Here is an 18,779-nt window from a genome sequence, read left to right on the forward strand (position 1 = left end):
CTGGCGGAATGACGCGTACCGAGCAGCCAACGGTCGTGACCCCCACATCAGGCGCACTCGCCGCGGACTCCCGCGAGCGCGCCGTGCGAGCCCTGCTGCGCTTCCCTCCCCTCAAACGGCTGTGGAGCGCCCAGTTCGTCGGCGGCATCGGTGATGCCCTCGGCGTTCTGGTCCTGGTCCTGCTCGCACTCCAGGCGGCGGTCTTCACCCCCCACGGAGGCACCGCGGCCTTCGGCGGCGGATACCGGGGCGCGGCCTTCGCGGTCGCCGCCGTCTTCGGGGCGCGGCTGCTGTCGACCCTGCTGTTCGGTGCCGTGCTGCTCGGCCCGCTCTCCGCGCTGACGGCCCCCGAGGGGCCGCTGGACCGCCGCTGGACGATGATCGCCGCGGACGGTCTCCGCGCCGTACTGCTCATCGTCGCCCCCCTCTGGATCGACTGGCTCCCGGACAACGCCCTGGCCTGCGTGCTGATCACGGCCTTCGTGGCCGGCGTCGCCGAGCGCTTCTGGACGGTGTGCCGGGAGAGCGCGGCCCCCGCGCTGCTGCCCGCGCCGCCCGCCGAGGGCGACGCCGTGAGACCGCAGCCGGACAACCACGACGCGCTGCGCCGCCTCTTCCTGCGCACCGGCTTCGTGTCGCTGCCCATCGCCGCCGCCGGGCTGCTGGTCATCACCCTCATCGGGAACGCGCTGGGTGCGGGCATCGACTGGTTCCACACCCACCAGGCGGCGCTCGGTTCGTACGTCGCCGCCGGCCTGTTCGCCGCGTCCGTCTCGATCGTGTACTTCCTCGCGTTCCCCGGCTCCCGTACGCCGCGTCCGCGCTCGCCCCTCGAGGGCCTGCGCCGCCCGAAGACCGGCACCGGCGTCGACAAGGGCCGTACCGGCGCGATCCCGCTCCTCGTGCTGGCCTGCGCCGCGGTCGCCGCCGCGATCGCCGCGGCCGTCGCGCTGAGCGTGCTGCACGTCCGCGACCTCGGGGGCGGCCCGGTCGGGTACGCCCTCTTCGTGCTGGCCCTCAGCGGCGGCCCGGTCGTCGGCATCCGCTGCGCCGGCAAGGTCCTGCCCGGGTTCTCGCGCCGCCGGCTGCTCGCGCTCTCCGTCGCCGTCACCGGCCTCGCGCTGCTGGCCATGGGCCTCGTGCCCGACACGACCACCGTCCTGCTGCTGGCGCTGCTCGCCGGCGTGAGCGCGGGCATCGCGGCCAACACCGGGCACGCCCTCCTGGACCAGGAGGCCGAGGAGTTCCGCGCCGCCCGCACCACCGACCACCTGCACGCCGTCGTACGGCTCGCCGTCGCGCCCGCCGCGATCGTCGGGCCGCTGCTGGCCGCCGGCATCGGCCCGCACCATCTCGGCAGCGGCTCGTTCGTCTTCGCGCACGGCGGCGCCGCCTTCACGCTCATGCTCGTCGGCGCGCTGCTGCTGCCGGTCGCCGCGTGGGTGCTGGGCAAGACCGACGACCGGCAGGGCGTACCGCTCCGCCGCGACCTGCGCGAGGCGCTGCGCGGCGGCGACCCGGCGCAGGCACCGGCGGCGACCGGCTTCTTCATCGCTCTGGAGGGCGGCGACGGGGCCGGCAAGTCCACGCAGGTCGAGGCGCTGGCGGACTGGATAAGGGCCAAGGGCCACGAGGTCGTGGTGACCCGCGAGCCGGGCGCCACCGCCATCGGCAAGCGGCTGCGCTCGATCATCCTGGACGTCTCCACGAGCGGACTGTCGGACCGGGCCGAGGCCCTGATGTTCGCCGCGGACCGCGCCGAGCACGTGAACAGCGTGATCCGGCCGGCCCTGGAGCGCGGCGCCGTCGTCATCACCGACCGGTACATCGACTCCTCGGTGGCGTACCAGGGCGCGGGCCGCAACCTCGCGCCCACCGAGATCGCCCGCATCTCCCGCTGGGCCACGGACGGCCTGGTCCCGCACCTCACGGTGCTGCTGGACGTGTCCCCCGAGACCGCGCGGGAGCGTTTCACGGAGGCGCCGGACCGGCTGGAGTCCGAGCCCGCCGAGTTCCACGAGCGGGTGCGCAAGGGCTTCCTGACGCTGGCCGCCGCCGACCCGGCGCGGTACCTCGTGGTGGACGCGGGCCTGGAGCCCGAGGCCGTCACCACGGTCGTACGGCACCGCCTGGACCAGGTGCTGCCGCTGTCCGAGGCCGAGATCAAGGCCCAGGCCGAGGCCCGCAAGGCCGCCGAGGAGGAAGCGCGCAGGAAGGCCGAGGAAGAGGCCGCGCGCAAGGCCGAGGAGGAGCGGCAGGAGCGCGAGCGCCAGGAGCAGCTGGCCCGGCTGCGCGCCGAGGAGGAGGAGCGCAAGCGCCGCGAGATCGAGGCGGCCAAGGCGCGCGAGGCGGCGCGGCAGGCGGAGGAGGCCCGGCAGCGCGCCGAGGAGGCCCGCCGCCAGGCCGAGGAGGAGCGCAAGCGCCGGGAGGCCGAGGAGGCAGCCCGGCAGGCCGAGCAGGAGCGGCTGCGCCGGCAGCACGAGGAGGAGAAGCGGCTCCGCAAGGAGGCCGAGGAGCGCCGCCTGGAGAAGCAGCGCAAGGCCGAGGAGGCGCTGCTCCGCGCCGAGCAGGCCCGGCTCGCCGCCGCCTCGGCGGCCGAGGGCGTGCACGACGCCGACGCGCCGACCACCGAGACGCCGGTGATCAGCATGCGCAAGGAGCCGCAGGAGGACACCCGGCGGGCCGCGCAGGAGAGCGCCTCGGACGCGGCGGAGACGGTCCCCGGCGGGACGCCGCGGGTGGAGATGCGCAAGGAGGCGGCCCCGCGCTCCGGTACGGGCGCCGAGGACCGGGACGACCGGTCCGGGTCGGACTCCGAGGAGACCGCGGTCCTGCCGCAGCCCGAGGCGGCGGAAGCGGACGACGACCGGTCCGAGGAGCGGCGGCCGTCCGCCGCTGGCTCCCGCGCCGCCGACGAGACGGCCGTGCTGCCGCCCGTACGGCCCGCGGAGGAGGACCGTGCGGCCGACGAGACCGCCGTCCTGCCGCCGGTACGGCCCGAGGGGCCTGAGGACCGGGTGCCGTCGTGGATGTTCCGTCCGGAGGACGGCGACACCCGGCGGCCGGCGGCCGAGTCGAGCGTGGAGCGCACGGCCGAGCTGCCGCAGATCGACCCGGCGACGGGCCTGCCGGTCCACGGCCGCCCCGCCGGCCAGTCCCCGTACGAGTCGTACGCGCCGCAGCAGCCGCACCCGCAGTACGAGCAGCAGCCGCGGCCGGCCGGCCGGCGCCGCCCGGAGTGGGCCGAGGAGACCCCGCTGGACGATCTCCCGACCCTCGCGGACGAACTGCTCGGCCCGCGCGACACGGAGGAAGAGGAGGAGCGCCGCGGCCGCTGGGGCCGCCGCTGATCACCGTTTTCCCGGCTTCCGGCCCCCGGTACGCGCGAGCGTGCCGGGGGCCGGGGCGTTTGGCGGGGGGGGGCTCGGCTCGCGGGGCGATGGCTGCCGGTCCCGCCGCCCTGGCAGGGCCGGGGGCTGTCAGGCGCGCGGCCGCACGGCCGCATGCGCAGGGCTGCCGGGTCGATCGGCCCTGAGTTATCCACAGGTGGACGGGAGTGTCGGTCCCGTCCACCACAATGGAATGCGACGGGCCGCCCACGCGATGCGGTGGCACGGCGATCCGGTCGCGTGCCGGGGGCGCACTCGCGGCGGCACGGCACGACGACGGCACGGCAGGACACGGACAGGACGGCGGAGCGCAATGGCGGTGTGGGACGACCTGGTGGGCCAGGAGCGGGTGACGGAGCAGCTCGCCGCCGCGGCGCGCGACGCCGACGCCCTGGTCACGGCCGAGGAGGGCGGCGCGGCGGCCGCATCCGCCCCGGCCTCCATGAGTGCGTCCCGGATGACGCACGCCTGGCTCTTCACCGGGCCGCCCGGTTCCGGCCGGGCCACCGCGGCCCGGGCCTTCGCCGCGGCGCTGCAGTGCGTGAGCCCGGACCGGGCCCTCGGCGGCGCCCCCGGCTGCGGCTTCTGCGACGGCTGCCACACCACGCTGGTCGGGACGCACGCCGACGTCGAGGTGGTCCGTACGGACCTGCTGTCCATCGGCGTGAAGGAGACGCGGGACCTGGTCCGCCGTGCCTCCATGTCACCCGCGGGCGGCCGCTGGCAGGTGATCGTCCTGGAGGACGCCGACCGCCTCACCGAGGGCGCGGGCAACGTCCTGCTGAAGGCCGTGGAGGAGCCCGCGCCGCGCACGGTCTGGCTGCTCTGCGCCCCGTCCATCGAGGACGTGCTCCCCACGATCCGGTCCCGCTGCCGTCTGCTGACCCTGCGGACGCCTCCCACGTCGGCCGTCGCCGACATGCTGATGCGGCGCGACGGCATCGAGCCGGCCGCCGCCGCGGCGGCCGCCCGCGCCACCCAGGGGCACATCGGCCGGGCGCGCCGGCTGGCGACGGACGAGCGGGCCCGTGCCCGCCGCGCCGCCGTCCTCAAGCTGCCGCTCCGCATCGACGACATCGGCGGCTGCCTCAAGGCCGCGCAGGAGCTGATCGACGCGGCGGGGGAGGACGCCAAGCAGGTCGCCGAGGAGGTCGACGCCAAGGAGACGGAGGAGCTGCGGGCCGCGCTGGGCGCCGCCGCCGGCACGGGCGGGCGGCTGCCGCGCGGCACGGCGGGCGTGATGAAGGACCTGCAGGACAAGCAGAAGCGCCGCGCCACGCGTACGCAGCGGGACAGCCTGGACCTCGCGCTCACCGACCTGACGGCCTTCTACCGCGACGTCCTCGCCCTCCAGCTCGGCACCGCCGCCGAGCTGGCCAACGAGGACGTACGGGACAGCGTCCAGCGCATCGCCGCCGGCTCCACCCCCGAGCGCACCCTGCGCCGCATAGAAGCGGTCATCGCCTGCCGCCAGGCCCTGGACCGCAACGTCGCCCCGCTGCTCGCGGTCGAAGCGATGGCCGCTGCCCTCCGGGCGGGCTGACGACCCGCGCCACCCCGCCCCGGTCGGCCCCGCCCCGCCGGCCCCGTACGGCCGTACCCCTCCGGTCCCCGCGCCCCGGACGCCTGCCCCGCGAGGGACGGCTGCCCCGCGGAGGACGGCTGCTCGGCGAGGGACGGCTGCCCCGCGAGCCGCGCGGTCGGTGGCCCCGCGAGCCGCGCGGTCGGTGGCCCCGCGAGCCGCGCGGTCGGTGGCCCCGCGAGCCGCGCGGTCGGTCGCCCTGGCCGGACCCCGAACGGTCCACTCCCGCGTTCCCGGCCGGCCGGGCCGCAGCCCTGTCGCCCGGCGGCCGAAGTCACCCGTACGAGGGGAATGGTCCGGGCCATGGTCCGGGCACGAATCGTCGGGTGCGGATACGCTCCCCAAAGCTGTAGCCAACTGTCACCATTGGTCACCGATCGTCACCGAGCCAGGTCCCGTCACCGCTGCCGACCGAGGACGTATCCATGGACACCAGCCGTCTGCTCCGCACCTCCGGCGCCCTGCTCGCGGCCGCCGCGCTGCTCGTCTCCTGCAGTTCGTCCGCGAGCACGGACGGCGACACCGTCGCCTCACCGGCCCAGAACGGCCCCGACGCGCGCCCGGAGAGCGACAAGGCGACCAAGCCCCTCGAACCGCTCCCCACGGCCGTACCGGCGGCCCTGCGCCCGTACTACGAGCAGAAGCTCAGCTGGCACTCCTGCGGCCCCAAGGGCTTCCAGTGCGCCACGCTCAGGGCCCCGCTGGACTATGCGAAGCCCAGCCGCGCCACCGACCTGAAGCTCGCCGTCTCCCGCAAGAAGGCCACAGGGCCCGGGAAGCGGATCGGCTCCCTGCTGGTCGACCCGGGCGGCCCCGGCGCCTCCGCGATCAATTACCTCCAGCAGTACGCGCCGGAGCCGGCCGCCGTGAAGGCCCGGTACGACATGGCCGCCATAGACCCGCGCGGGGTGGCCCGCAGCGAGCCGGTGCGCTGTCTCACGGACAAGCAGATGGACGCGTACACCGAGGTCGACCAGACCCCGGACGACAAGCCGGAGCAGAAGAAGCTCACCACGGCGTTCAAGAACTTCGCCGACGGCTGCAAGGCCCGCGCAGGCAAGGTGCTCGGCCACGTCTCGACCATCGAGGCGGCCCGCGACATGGACATCTTCCGGGCCGCGCTGGGCGACCGGAAGCTCACCTACGTGGGCGCCTCGTACGGCACATTCCTCGGCGCGACGTACGCCGGGCTCTACCCCTCCCGCGTCGGCCGGCTCGTCCTGGACGGCGCGATGGACCCCTCGCTGAACTCCCGGCAGCTCAACGAGGACCAGACCGCCGGCTTCAACACCGCCTTCACCTCCTTCGCCGCCGACTGCATCAAGAAGCGCGACTGCCCCCTGGGCACCAAGAGCACCGCGGACGCCGGCAAGCAGCTGTCCGCCTTCTTCCGCCGCCTGGACGCGCGCCCCGTCGCCACCGGCGAGTCCCGCAAGCTCACCGAGTCCCTGGCGACCAGCGGTGTGATCGCCGCCATGTACGACCAGACGGCCTGGCCCCTGCTGCGCGAGTACCTCGGCAAGGCGATGAAGGGCGACGGCAGCGGCCTGCTCGCCCTCTCCGACTCCTACTACGAGCGCGAGCCGGACGGCAGCTACGCCAACCAGATGTTCGCCAACCCCGCGGTGAACTGCCTCGACCTGCCGCCCGCCTTCTCCTCGCCCGCCCAGGTCGAGGCCGCGCTGCCCGCCTTCCGTAAGGCCTCCCCGGTCTTCGGCGACAACTTCGCGTGGGCCCCGCTGAACTGCGCGTACTGGCCGGTCAAGGCCACCGGTGAGCCGCACCGGATCGAGGCCGAGGGGGCGGCCCCGATCCTCGTCGTCGGCACCACCCGCGACCCGGCGACCCCGTACCCCTGGGCCCGCGGCCTGGCCTCCCAGCTCTCCTCGGGCCGCCTGCTGACGTACGAGGGCGACGGCCACACCGCGTACGGCCGCGGCAGCGACTGCGTCGACACCGCGGTGAACACCTACCTGCTGGAGGGCACCCCGCCCGCCGAGAACAAGCGCTGCTCCTGACCACGACCGCCCCCGCCGAATCCGATTACGAACCACCCCTCCGCCATGTGTAGACTGGGCCGCGCACCACGCCGCCTTAGCTCAGTCGGCCAGAGCGACGCACTCGTAATGCGTAGGTCAAGGGTTCGATTCCCTTAGGCGGCTCGGTGAGAGGGCCAGGTCAGAAGCTTCTGACCTGGCCCTCTCGTGTGTCCGGGGGTGGGGGCCCGCGGTGCGGGGGGCTCGGCGGGAGGGCTGCGGGATGTCGTGAATGGGGGCTGTGCGGGCGGGCGCGCCGGTCGTAGGCTCGAAGGTGCAGGAATTCGCGTAACGGAGTTCGTGTACAGGCGCCGTTCGCGTACAGGCACCGCTTGCAAGGACTTGGATCTCCGAGCCCCCGAGATCGACATCCGGGCCCACAGACGGCCGGAGATCCGCCGAGTCTGCGGCGACGTCGCGGTCTTCCGGCCCCGCCCTCCCGGACTTAGTCCCGTCGGGGTCATCCCGCGCCCCCGGCGGCCGGTGACGGGCGAAACAGCGCAGAAGACGGGGACGGGGAGCCACGCCTTCTCGCGCAAGGTCGCCGCCGGAGCCGACTCACGTACCCGGCGGCGACCCCTCGCCGGCCTTTCCGGCCCTCGTGGCCGCCGCCCTGGAATCCGCGGCGATTTTCTTTTTCGCCGGTCGGCCGTCCGGGTGGCTACGGGACTGGCGTTCGATTGAATGGTCAAACGAAACGCCCTTGCGGGGCAGCGTAAATCGCTGCGCGCGAGGGCGCGCGAGAAGAACGGGCGGATTGGGCCGGCGGAGTTATTCGTACGGCTGAGCGAGCGGCCAATGGGGTGCGGCTGTAATGATTTTTGTGTCCCACTTCTGCGCAAAAGGAGAGAACCATGCGCAAGTTCATTGGACGCTTCGCCGCCGTCACCGCGCTCACCGCAGCAGCCGTCGTCCCGCTCTCCGGGGTGGCCTCGGCGCAGTCGCAGGAGGCGGCCGCATCGCACGCGACCACGTCGGCGGCCGGACCCTGCTGGTTCCAGAGCTGCTGGGGCTGGGGTCACGACCACTACTACTACTCCGACAACGACCTCATCGACGTCGGCGGGATCAACCTCCTCTGAGTGAGGAGCGCGCCGTAGCGTGGGTCGACACGGACCGGAAAGCGGCAGGGCCCCGCGCATGCGAGGCCCTGCCGCCGTGTCTGCCGCCTGCGACGTCAGTCGTTGACGCAGGTGTTGCCGAAGGCGGGGTTCAGCAGACCGATGACGTTGATGCTGTTGCCGCAGACGTTCACCGGCACGTGCACCGGGACCTGCACGGCGTTGCCGGACAGCACGCCCGGCGAACCGACGGCGGCACCGGAAGCGCCGCTGTCGGCCATCGCGGCACCGGAAGCGGCACCCGTGGCGAGGCCGGCGGCGGCCAGGACCAGAGCGGCCTTGTGGGCATTCTTCATGGGGAATCCCTCCAGGGATGGTTACCGCGGCTCCGGACGGGCGCCGCATCGTGCTGAACGCAGCACCGGCTCATCGGCTACGGGCAGCCGCCGATAAACCTTCGATCGGCTCAATGCGCTGAATGTGCGGGGGCCGATCGGCTGCGTTCTGAATTCTGGCCGGTCCGGAACGCGGGAGTGTGCATCGGTCGCCGAAGTGGCCTTCGGCGTGTTGCGGTCCGTACACCTGACCAGTGATTCACCCGATGGGAACCGCACCCGTCGGGCTGTTGATGCGTTGATCGGTTTGTTAGCCCAACTGGGCGACGGAAATCGAAGCCGACGTCACCGTCCGCTGTTCAGTGAAGAGGTACTCCTATGTCGCGCGTTGCCAAGACCGCCCTGCTCACCGCCGTGGCCGGAGCCGCGGTGCTCGGCGCTTCCGGTATGGCCTCCGCCACCTCCGGTTCGGGTGCGTTCGGCGCCGCCGAGAACTCCCCGGGTGTCGGTTCCGGCAATCTCGTCCAGGCCCCCGTGCACGTGCCGGTGAACGCCTGCGGCAACACCGTCACGGTGATCGGCGCGCTCAACCCGGTCTTCGGCACCCCCTGCGTCAACCGCTGACGCGCATTCCGGCCGGCGGCAATCGAGCCGCCCCGCCGCACGGCTGCGGACCGACTTTCTCCGGCGCGGCGGCCTGATAGCCCTCAGTGGGCGTCAGGCCGCCGCGCCGTTCCGCGTTCATTCGGGTGACAGCACGCAACCAAACCCACTCGATCCCGTTGTCCAGTTCGCTCCGACTACGGGCATTCCGTATTGAGAAGGGTGAATCGTGTTCAAGAAGGTTCTTGCCACGGGTGCCGTGGCGGCGTCCATTGTGGGTATGTCTGCGGCGGCTGCCCCGCAGGCGCTGGCGCTCGGTGACGACGGCGGTGCCAAGTCCGCGAGCGGCAACGGCGCTTCGACGTCGTTCGGCAACCAGACGACGGCCGGCCACATGAGCACCCAGCTCGGCCTGGTCCAGGGCACGCTGAACAAGCCCTGCGTCGGCCTGCCGCTCAAGGCCAACATCGGCTCGCTGATCGGCCTCATCCCGATCACCGTCCAGGACATCAACGTGCTGGCCAACCCGCAGAACCAGCAGTGCTCCGAGAACTCGACGCAGAACAAGGGCGACGAGCCGCTGTCGCACATCATCGACAACATCCCGGTGCTGTCGGCGAACGGTAACGGCAACGGCTGATCCGTACCGGCCGCGAAAGGCCCGGACCGCCAGTCCTCTCCTCCTGGGCGGTCCGGGCCTTTTCGTGCGTCCAGCGCGCCCGAAGGGGCCGCCCGGACAAGGGAATTGCACACCGAAGAGGCGACCAGCAGAAATTCAGACAAGCATTACGTCGGGCCGAGGCGTTGGGTCATTAGAGGGGGTTCTGCGGAAAGTTCCGCGGGTGGGGTTTCGATTCGTCCCAGTGCTCGTTACCAGTCACGGCAGCGTAGTTACGGGCGATCTGAACAGCGCTCGTGCGGCACGAAGGTCGTAGCCGTTACGTACTCCGTTGCAGAAAGGGCTGAAAGTGAAGTACACGAAGGTCGCCGCGGTCGCCGCTGGAACGCTCATGGCTGCGGGCGCCGCCGCGCCGGCGTTCGCCGACTCGGGTGCCAGCGGAGCCGCCAACAACTCTCCGGGCGTGCTGTCCGGCAACGTCGCCCAGATTCCGGTTCACATCCCGGTGAACGTCTGCGGCAACACCATCGACGTCATCGGCCTGCTGAACCCCGCCTTCGGCAACACCTGCGCCAACGACTGACGTCCGCGACGCACGCAGGTGCGTGTTCTCCCCGGACGGCCTCGGGACGCATGCCATGCGCCCCGGGGCCGCCTCGTAGTTACGGGCGTACGGGCAGCAGGCCCTTACGCGACGGCAAGCGAAGACAGGAAGACCAATGCGACAGGTCCTGGCAAAGGGTCTCCTCGCCGCCGCGGCCACCACGGGTGTGCTCGGGGTGACCGGAGGCGCCGCGTTCGCGGACGCGGGGGCGAGCAGCGAGAGCAGCAACTCCCCGGGCGTGCTCTCCGGGAACACCGTCGAAGCACCGGTGGAACTGCCCGCGAACGCCTGCGGGAACGGCGTGGACGTCATCGGGGCGCTCAACCCGTCCTTCGGCAACGGCTGTGCCAGCGACGGGGGAGGCCACGACCGGCCCGCGCAGGGAGCGCACCAGGAGCGTTCGGCGCTGAGCGGCGGCGGTGACACCGGCAGCACGACGCGCAGCGGTGGCGACGACCGCACCGGCGGCGGCAACGGCGGCGGCGCGAGCGCGGCAGGGTCGGCGCAGAACTCGCCGGGCGTCGGGTCGGGCAACAACGCCCAGGCCCCCGTCGACGTCCCGGTCAACGCCTGCGGCAACACCGTGGACGTCGTCGGGCTGCTGAACCCCGTCTTCGGCAACCACTGCGACTCCTCGCACGAGCAGGAGCAGCAGCACGCCGACGAGTCCGTGCCCCACCACGTGACGCCCGAGGCGCCGCGGCCGGCCGCACCGGAGCAGCCGCGGGCCGGCGCGGAGACCGGCACCCGGCCGGCGCACCAGGCCACCGCGCCGCACGCCGCCGAGCCGGAGTCCTTCGGAACGCAGCTGGCCCACACCGGTACCGAGCAGATCGGGGCGGTGGCCGGGGCCGGCGCCGCGCTGGTGCTCGGTGGCGCGATCCTGTACCGCCGCGCCCGGCACGCCCGGCGGTGACGTCCGCCGCCCGGTGCCGCGCCCGGCACCGGGCGGCGGCCCACGGGGAATTCCGGATAGCGGCGGAGAGATATTCCGATTTACTGACGGGCGGGTGCTGTTCGTCCGTGCCGGACAAAGAGCCGGTGCCGCGGCGGTGTCCGCTGGAATTCCCGTCGACCGGCTGGTACGTGGAAATCGGATCGTGCGGGAAAAAGGGCCGGGCCCGCAGTTTCCGGGCCGCGGCCGGGTCGTTACGCATGGCGACAGCGGCGGAACGTACGGCACGCCAATCTGCCTGCGCGACGCGCAGGGCGTCCTCGTCGCCCTCGCCGCTGCGGAAAGGAACGCTGAAGATGAAGCTCGCGAAGACCGCGGCGGTACTCGCCGGATCGGTGGTGGCGCTGGGGGCCGCGACCCCCGCCTTCGCCGCGACCGACCACCCCTCGACCTCTCCGAGCATGAGCCTGAACGCCGGGCTGAACGACGCGCTCGCCAACGCGGGAAAGGCCGAGGTCGACCCGGTGGTGGACAACGCGCACAAGGTCACGCACGCGGCGGCCGCCGGGGACGCCGAGGGCCTGCTGGACGGTGCCACCGGTCTCGCGGGACACCTTCCGCTGGCCGGGCTGCCGCTCGGGAAGTGACGCCGCCGCACCGCCGGGCGGCCGATCCGGCGCAAGGATCAGCCGCCGTGCAGCGGGACGGCGTACGGCCCGTCCGGGCCCGCGACCGCGAGGACGGTTCCTGGATGAAGGGGATCGGAATCGCCCCCGCTGATCGGCCGCTCGTTCAACATACCTTGCTCCGGTCCGTTATCCGGCGCATCGGAGAATTTACCGTCGAACGGCGGATGCGAGCCGCCGCCCGGCTTTCCGCGGATGGTGTCCGGTATTTCGCGGACGTACGGGTGAACGCCCGGCGTGAATTCCTCCGTACAGCTGTGCCGTAACGGTGAATTCGGGGGCCGGGCCAAGAACCATATGGGTGAAAGTGCAAAACCAAACCCGCTGAGATGAGTTGGGCAGAGCGCTCCGGATGCGGGCATTCAGTAACAAGAAGGGTGAATCGTGATCAAGAAGTTCATGGCCTCGGCCGCAGTTGCGGCGTCCATCGTCGGTGTCTCGGCCGCAGCCGCCCCGCAGGCGATGGCTGTTGGTGACGACGGCGGTGCCACCGCGCTCAGCGGCAACGGTGCGTCGCAGTCGTACGGCAACTCCACCACCCACGGCAACATGAGCCCGCAGATCGGTCTGATCCAGGGCTCGCTCAACAAGCCCTGCATCGGCCTGCCGGCCAAGGCGAACCTCGGCTCGCTGATCGGCCTCATCCCGATCACCGTCCAGGACATCAACGTCCTGTCCTCGCCGCAGAACCAGCAGTGCGTCGAGAACTCCACCCAGAACAAGGGTGACGAGGCGCTGTCGCACCTGCTCGACAACATCCCGGTCCTGTCGGCGAACGGCACCGGCAACCACTGAGTGCCACGGGAAGCCCGGGCCGTCCACTCCTCGCGGGTGCGGTCCGGGCTTCCTGCTGCCCGGGGCGGGTACCTCCGTTCCCGGGGCGTACCGGCGTCCCGGGGGCGCACGGGCGGCGTGCGGGCACGGCGACGGCCCCGGACGCCGCGGGTGGGCGGCGGCCGGGGCGGCGCTCGGCGGTCAGAGTTCGTAGGGGCGCTGGCGGGGCGGCCGGCGCGGCGGGTCGGGCATCCGCGGCGCCCGGACCGGCGGTACGCGCGGACCGGCTTGCGGTCCGGTCTCGTCGGGGAGTTCGCGGCGGGGCGGGAACGGGCCCCGCGCGTGCCACTCGGCCAGCAGCCGGTCGTAGATCGGCGTCGGCTCCTCCCGCACCCAGCGGCCCGGCCGGGGCACGTGGGGCGGCTGCCGGTCCGCGTGCTCGTCGTCGTCCTTCATGTCCACGTCCACGTACAACCGGCGGCACCGGCCGCGGGTTATGGCGGGTGTGGGCCGAACGAGTCAGTCCGCCCGCCGGGAGGGCGGGGACGGGAGACGCTCAGTAGTCCACGTCCGGGGTGCTGGCGGCCGTGCCAGGGGCGTACGGCGGCTGCTGGGGCGTGTCCTGGCCGAAGGGCTGCTGGATGCCGCCGAGGATCGTCTTGGCCAGGTTGGTGGTGGCGGAGACGGTCTCGCCCGCGGCGGTCGTCAGGTCCTCCCGGTCGTCCGAGCCGAGGGCGCTCACCAGCCCGAGGAGCTTGTTGTGCAGCAGCCCGATGGCCTGCTCCTGCGGCATCTCGGGGGACGGCGCCCGGTCGGCGGGCAGCGCCGGGGCGCGGTAGTCCGCGTCGGCGTGGTCGGTCGGGGCGTAGGGATCGGCCTTCGTGTAGATGTCGGCCGGTGCGTCCGTGCCGGTCAGGCCCGACTGGCTCGCCGGGTACTCCTGGGCGGACATCAGGTCGCGGCCCTGGAGCCTGGACAGTTCGTCGGCGATGGCCTGGGCCTCGGCCTTCTTCTCCGCGTCGGACTTCTTGTCGTCGTTCTTGAGTGCGTCGCCGACCACGTGGAGCACGTCGGAGAGGGCGCCCAGCAGGCCGCCCGAGCCGTTGCTGCTCTGCGGGGTGTCGGCGCCGGGAGCCGCGGCGGCCGTGTCGGGAGGCGCGGCGTTCCGTCCGGTGTCGGCCGCGGCGGCCGGGCCGGCCGTGCCGAGGACGAGGGCACCGCAGACGGCGGAGGTGACGACGAGTCCGGGCTTCCGGAGCATGCGCATGATGGTCCTTTCGGGTGACCGGTCGTGTCGGTCGGTGGTGGGCACGGCGGTACCTGCGAAGGGCACTGCCGAGCGGTGCGTCGGGCGACGCGGGAATACCGTCACGGTGCAAAGGGCGGTCGCCCGGCGCAATTCATCAACTACCGCCAGTGAACGGCCGTTGCTCCCGGTCACATTGTCTGACCTGTGGTTTCACCCCGGGTGGCGGGATCGCCCGCGCTGCGGCCATTCGTGGCGTCCGACGACGGCCGCCGCGGGCCGCGCGCAGGCCAGAGGGCCTGCCGCGGTGTCCGGGCGGGTGGCAGCGGGCCCGGGATCATTACCTCTTGGCCGCGGTGGCGTTGCACTGGGTGTGGCGGAGCGTGTCACCGGCCGTGATGCGTGGGCCTTCGCGGGACGGTGCCGTCCTTCACCCTCCGGCACCGTCCCGCCTCCCGTTCGAAAACGGCCTGTTCGGAGACCGAGGGAACGTATCTCCGCGAGGTCCCCGGTGCAGGCGTATTCGGTACCCGGTACGGGTGCGGGCCGCAACCCGCCGCCGGGGCCCCGAGTTGAACCCGGGCGTGGAGCTCTTTCTCGACAGACAGCGCCCGGGAGCCGCGCCGCGCCCCAGGGTGGAGCCGACCCCGATCTACGACCGGCTGCTGGCCGAGTGGCGGGCGGGCGCGCTCCGGCGGTCCGCCGCCGGATGGCCGCACGACGTCACGGTGCGCGGCACCGGTCAGGGACCCGGCGGCCCCGTCCGGCCCGGCGCTCCCGTCCGGCCCGGTGCGCCGGGGCGTCCTGCCGCTCCGGGCCGCCCCGCTGCCTCGGGACGCCCCGCCGGACCGCCCGCCACGCGGCTGCCGGCCGTGGCACCGGCGCGGGCACCGATGGCGCGGGTGGGCAGGGTGCCCGTCGCGCCCCGTCCGGTACCCGTCGCGCCGCGCCCGGTACCGGCCTCGCGCCCGCTCTGAGCGGCGGGCCCGGGGTCGTGGCGGGAGTCGGCCTCGTGCCCGCTGTGAGCGGCGGGCCGCGGCGTCGGCCTCGTGCCCGCTATGAGCGGCGGGCCCGGCGTCGCGAGCGGGGCCCGGCGGTCTGATCGGGGCCGTCAGCGCCGGATGTTCGTGCGGTCCGGCGGGCAGCCGCGGGGCCGGGGGATGGCCGGCCCGAAGGACAGCGCCTGGCGAACGACCTCCTGGGCGCTGGGCGGCACGTCCGGCCAGAAGATCAGGTCGCTGACGTAACGGCACCGCAGGACCTGCTCCAGCCAGTCCAGATGGGCGTAGAGCTCGGCCTCCCCGTCGTACGCACCGTCCAGGATGCGCTGGACGACGGCGACGGCCCGCTGCCGTACGGCCTCGTCCGGCGTGGCGCCGTTGCCCTCGTCGCCGCTGCCGCTGTGGTCGCTGTCCAAGCGAGGCTCCCTGTCGAGACTGACCGGTCCCCCAGAGCCTGTCACTCTTCGGCCGAGGCCAAAACCTCCGTGCCGGTGGCCGAGAACCTCCGTCCGGGTGGCCGGGAATCCCCGTGCCGGCGGTCGGGCGACGGCGGTGCTGCTGCGGACCCGGCTCGGCGGTTGCGCTCCCCCGACGACGGTGTGCGCGCCGGCGCACCGACGGGCCGGATCCGATGTGACGATCTCATCGGACGGGTCCAACGGCTGACTAACATGTGGCCAACCATGCGGCTGACGGGTCGGCCGGTACGGAGGAGCAACATGCGGTTCGGCCTGCTGGGCCCGCTGACGGTGCACGACGACGCGGGTGGGCTCCGGCCGCTGAACAGCGCGAAGGGCCGGGCGCTGCTGGCCGCCCTCCTGCTGCGCCCGAACCGCGTCGTACCGGTCGAGGTGCTCAAGGCGGCGCTGTGGGGCGAGCGGGCGCCCGCCTCGGCCAACGCCTCGCTCTACAACCACGTCACGCGGCTGCGCAGGACGCTCGGCGCGGACGACGACGGCCGGCTCCGCTCCGCGGCCCCCGGCTACCTCCTGCGGGTCGGCCCGGGCGAGCTGGACAGCGACGCCTTCACCGCGGCCGTACGGCGCGCCCGCGAGGCGTACGCGCACGAAGACTGGGCGGCGGTGGTCCGGGAGGCGGGCGTGGCGGCGGGCCTGTGGCGCGGCCGGCCGCTGGACGGCCTCCCCGAGGAGGTGTCCGAGGCCCTGGAGGCCCAGCCCTTCGTGCGGCAACTGGAGGAGGAACGGCTCCAGTTGCTGGAGTGGCGGTACGACGCGGAGCTGCGGCTAGGACGGCCCGGCGGCCTGGCGCCCGAGCTGTCCCGGCTGGTCGCCGAGCATCCGCTGCGCGAGTCCTTCCACCGGCAGCTGATGCTGGTGCTGCGGCGTACGGGCCGCCAGGCGGAGGCGCTGTCGGTCTTCCACGCGCTGCGCCGCAGGCTGGTGGACGAACTGGGCGTCGAACCGGGCGCGGCGGTCCAGGAGGCGTACCAGGAAGTGCTGCGGGAGGACCCGCAACCGGAGGCGCGCGTCCCTGCCCAAGGAGCGGCGCGTAACCAGGGGGCGGCACCTGAGGGAGCTGCGCTCGCGGTATCTGGAGGCGCTGCGATCGCGGCACTCGGAGGTGCTGCGGACGCGGCACCCGGAGGCGCTGCGGTCGGAGCCTCCGGAGGCGCAGCGGAAGCAGCACCCGGGAGCGAAGCGGCACCCGAGAGCGCAGCGGCCGACCCGGCCGACCCCGCCCCCCGTCCCGCGCAACTCCCGCCCCCGCCCGTGCCGTTCCTCGGCCGGGACGCGCAGGTGGCCGTGCTGCACGAGGCGTTGGCGCCGCGCGCCGGCCGGCCCGCCACCGCCGTGGTGAGCGGCATGGCCGGGGTCGGCAAGAGCGCGCTGGCCGTGCACGTCGCCCACGGGCTGCGTGAGCGCTACCCGGACGGGCAGCTCTTCCTGAACCTGCACGGCGCCAACCCCGGAGGTGCGCCCCTCAGTGCGCTCCAGGCGCTGGAGGCGCTGCTCCGCGACCTCGGCGTGCCGGGCGGGCGCGTACCGGACGACGTGGACGCCGCCTCCGCGCTGTTCCGCTCCACGCTCGCCGGGTCCCGGGTGCTCCTCGTCCTCGACGACGCGGCGGGCGCCGCCCAGGTGCGCCCGCTGCTCCCGGCGGACCCCGGTTGCGCGGTGCTGGTCACCAGCCGGCCGCCGCTGGCAGCGCTGGACGGCGCGGTGCACCTGCCGCTGGCCCGCCTCGCCGAGCGGGACAGCGTGGCGCTGATCGGCACGGTCTCGGGGCAGGGCCGGGTGGCGGCCGACAGCCCGGCGGTCCGGCGGCTGGCGGAGCTGTGCGGGCAGCTGCCGCTGGCGCTGCGGGTGGTCGCGGCCCGGCTGGCGGCCCGCCGGGCCCTGACCGTCGAGGCGCTGGTGGAGCTGCTGGACGGGCAGGACGGGCGGCTGGACCACCTGGAGTACGACGACCTGAGCGTGCGGCGCTCGCTGGCCGTCGCGTACGACGCGCTGGTCGCCTCGGAGCGGCCGGCCGACCGGGACGCGGCGCTGGCGCTGCGCCGGATGGGCGCGCTGGACCTGCCCGTATACGAGACGGCGCTGACCGCGCGCCTGATGGAGACCGGCGTCCGGCGGGCCGGAGCCGCGCTGGACCGGCTGGTGGACGTGGCGCTGCTGGAGGAGGTCGCGCTCGGCCGGTACGCGCCGCACGACCTCGTCCGGGACTTCGCGCGCGAACTGGCCGTACGGCACGAGGACGCGGCGGAGCGGGCCGCCACCGTGCGGCGCGGCGTGGAGTGGTTCGCCGCCCGTGCCGCGCAGTCCGTGCGGACCTTCCTGCCGGCGTCGCGCTACCGGGCGCTGCGGCTGGCGGACGAACCGGCGGAAGCGGCACCGCCCTTCGCGGGCGCCGAGGAGGCGTTCGCCTGGGGCGACCGTGAACTGCCCGCCCTGCGCGGGCTGGTGGCGCGGCACATCCACGCCGGCGGTGTCAGGGACGCCGCGGTGACGCTGGTACGGCTGCTCGTCCCCTACCTGGAACAGCGCGGCAGGACACAGGAGATGGCCGAGCTGAGCCGCCTGGCGCGGGACGCGGCGCGGGAGGCGGGGGACGCCCGCGCCGAGATGGTCGCGATGAGCGACCTGGCCGGCGCGTACTTCATGTCGGGGCGGTACGAGAAGGCGCTCGGGCTGATCGACGGGGCGATCGCGCGGTCCCGGCTGCTGGGCGACGACGAGTGGCTGCAGCGGGTGCTCGGCAACCGTGGTCTGCTCCTGTACGTGCTGGGGCGGCACGAGGAGTCGGCGGCGGCGCAGGAGGAGGCGCTGGCGTACGCGCACCGGCTGGGCGACGACCACGCGGTCGCCATCTGCCTCAGCCACCTGGGGAACCTCTACGAACTCACCGACGCGCGCAAGGCCATCGAGTACCACCGGCGGAGCCTGGAGGCGGGCGTACGGCTGGAGAGCGCACGATTGCAGCAGACGGCGCGCTGCAATATCGGCTGCGCCCACCTCATGCTCGGTGAACCGGAGGCGGCGGTGGGCCACTTCGAGGCGGCGCTGCGCCCGCTGGACGGCGTCACCGACTGGCACACGGTCTCCGAGAGCCGGCTCGGGCTGATCCGCGCGCTGCGCGGGCTGGCGCGCACGGAGCGGGCGGCGCACGAGTGCGAGGCGCTGCTGGACCTGGCCGAGATGCGCGGCGACGCGTACACGGCGGGCAAGGCACGCTACGAGTACGGCCATGTGCTGCGCGCTCTCGGGCGCACCGCGGAGTCCGGTGAGCAGTGGCGGCTGTCGCTGGCCGCGCTGGACGGTACGGACGCCGCCGTGCTGCCGGAGTTGCGTTCTCTCGTATGACGTGGTGGGCCTGGAGCCGCCAATTCATGGCCAATGAATGACCTCATGTGCTCACCGCTGCTCGCGGCCCTTCGTTTCCCGGCCCGCGGAGGGCCCTTAGCCCGGCTGGCGCACACAAATGGGAAAA

The 18,779-nt window shown here is 73.6% G+C and carries 15 protein-coding genes and 1 tRNA gene; 12 read left to right on the plus strand and 4 right to left on the minus strand.

What is annotated here, in order from left to right:
• Positions 1–8 precede the first annotated feature (8 nt).
• From tmk to C3486_RS06980, 5 genes are all read left to right on the plus strand, one after another.
• Positions 9–3,350, plus strand: a complete 3,342-nt coding sequence (tmk, locus tag C3486_RS06960) for a dTMP kinase (RefSeq protein ID WP_103831708.1) — start codon at positions 9–11, stop codon at positions 3,348–3,350.
• A 352-nt stretch (positions 3,351–3,702) separates the two neighbouring features.
• Complete coding sequence (locus C3486_RS06965) at positions 3,703–4,932, plus strand: DNA polymerase III subunit delta' (protein WP_103831709.1); 1,230 nt, start codon at positions 3,703–3,705, stop codon at positions 4,930–4,932.
• Between the two features lie 464 nt (positions 4,933–5,396).
• Positions 5,397–6,989 carry an alpha/beta hydrolase gene (locus tag C3486_RS06970; protein ID WP_103831710.1) on the plus strand — a complete coding sequence of 531 codons (1,593 nt, stop codon included), beginning with the start codon at positions 5,397–5,399 and terminating at the stop codon, positions 6,987–6,989.
• A gap of 70 nt (positions 6,990–7,059) precedes the next feature.
• Positions 7,060–7,133 (plus strand) — tRNA-Thr (locus tag C3486_RS06975).
• Positions 7,134–7,861: 728 nt separating this feature from the next.
• Positions 7,862–8,089, plus strand: a complete 228-nt coding sequence (locus C3486_RS06980; RefSeq protein WP_103831711.1) for a hypothetical protein — start codon at positions 7,862–7,864, stop codon at positions 8,087–8,089.
• 95 nt (positions 8,090–8,184) lie between these two features.
• On the opposite strand, the gene C3486_RS06985 is transcribed toward C3486_RS06980, so the two are convergent.
• The gene (locus tag C3486_RS06985) at positions 8,185–8,424 is read right to left on the minus strand and encodes a chaplin (RefSeq protein WP_103831712.1); all 240 of its coding nucleotides are present in this window, start codon (positions 8,422–8,424) and stop codon (positions 8,185–8,187) included.
• Positions 8,425–8,781: 357 nt separating this feature from the next.
• Here C3486_RS06985 and C3486_RS06990 point away from each other — a divergent pair, with 357 nt between their 5' ends.
• From C3486_RS06990 to C3486_RS07015, 6 genes are all read left to right on the plus strand, one after another.
• Positions 8,782–9,027, plus strand: a complete 246-nt coding sequence (locus tag C3486_RS06990; RefSeq protein WP_103831713.1) for a chaplin — start codon at positions 8,782–8,784, stop codon at positions 9,025–9,027.
• A 208-nt stretch (positions 9,028–9,235) separates the two neighbouring features.
• The gene (locus C3486_RS06995) at positions 9,236–9,646 is read left to right on the plus strand and encodes a rodlin (RefSeq protein ID WP_103831714.1); all 411 of its coding nucleotides are present in this window, start codon (positions 9,236–9,238) and stop codon (positions 9,644–9,646) included.
• Positions 9,647–9,974: 328 nt separating this feature from the next.
• A complete protein-coding gene (locus tag C3486_RS07000) occupies positions 9,975–10,208 on the plus strand; it encodes a chaplin (RefSeq protein ID WP_103831715.1) in 234 nt (77 codons plus the stop codon).
• Positions 10,209–10,344: 136 nt separating this feature from the next.
• On the plus strand, positions 10,345–11,145 hold the full coding sequence (locus tag C3486_RS07005) for a chaplin (RefSeq protein ID WP_103831716.1): 801 nt from the start codon (positions 10,345–10,347) through the stop codon (positions 11,143–11,145).
• Between the two features lie 335 nt (positions 11,146–11,480).
• Positions 11,481–11,771, plus strand: a complete 291-nt coding sequence (locus C3486_RS07010; protein WP_103831717.1) for a hypothetical protein — start codon at positions 11,481–11,483, stop codon at positions 11,769–11,771.
• Positions 11,772–12,194: 423 nt separating this feature from the next.
• Entirely contained in the window at positions 12,195–12,605 is a 411-nt protein-coding gene (locus C3486_RS07015) for a rodlin (RefSeq protein ID WP_103831718.1), read from the plus strand.
• Positions 12,606–12,785: 180 nt separating this feature from the next.
• Here C3486_RS07015 and C3486_RS07020 read toward each other — a convergent pair whose 3' ends face one another.
• From C3486_RS07020 to C3486_RS07035, 3 genes are all read right to left on the minus strand, one after another.
• Positions 12,786–13,040, minus strand: coding sequence for a hypothetical protein (locus C3486_RS07020; protein WP_146074969.1), 255 nt, complete (start codon positions 13,038–13,040; stop codon positions 12,786–12,788).
• A gap of 100 nt (positions 13,041–13,140) precedes the next feature.
• Positions 13,141–13,845, minus strand: a complete 705-nt coding sequence (locus C3486_RS07025; RefSeq protein ID WP_146074970.1) for a hypothetical protein — start codon at positions 13,843–13,845, stop codon at positions 13,141–13,143.
• A 1,096-nt stretch (positions 13,846–14,941) separates the two neighbouring features.
• Positions 14,942–15,247: a hypothetical protein gene (locus C3486_RS07035; RefSeq protein WP_258052647.1), complete on the minus strand. Its 306-nt coding sequence runs from the start codon at positions 15,245–15,247 to the stop codon at positions 14,942–14,944.
• 303 nt (positions 15,248–15,550) lie between these two features.
• On the opposite strand from C3486_RS07035, the gene C3486_RS07040 reads away from it, so the two are divergent.
• Entirely contained in the window at positions 15,551–18,652 is a 3,102-nt protein-coding gene (locus tag C3486_RS07040; RefSeq protein ID WP_103831722.1) for a BTAD domain-containing putative transcriptional regulator, read from the plus strand.
• Positions 18,653–18,779 lie beyond the last annotated feature (127 nt).

The sequence above is a fragment of the Streptomyces sp. Ru73 genome, from assembly GCF_002920575.1.
GTDB lineage: Bacteria > Actinomycetota > Actinomycetes > Streptomycetales > Streptomycetaceae > Streptomyces.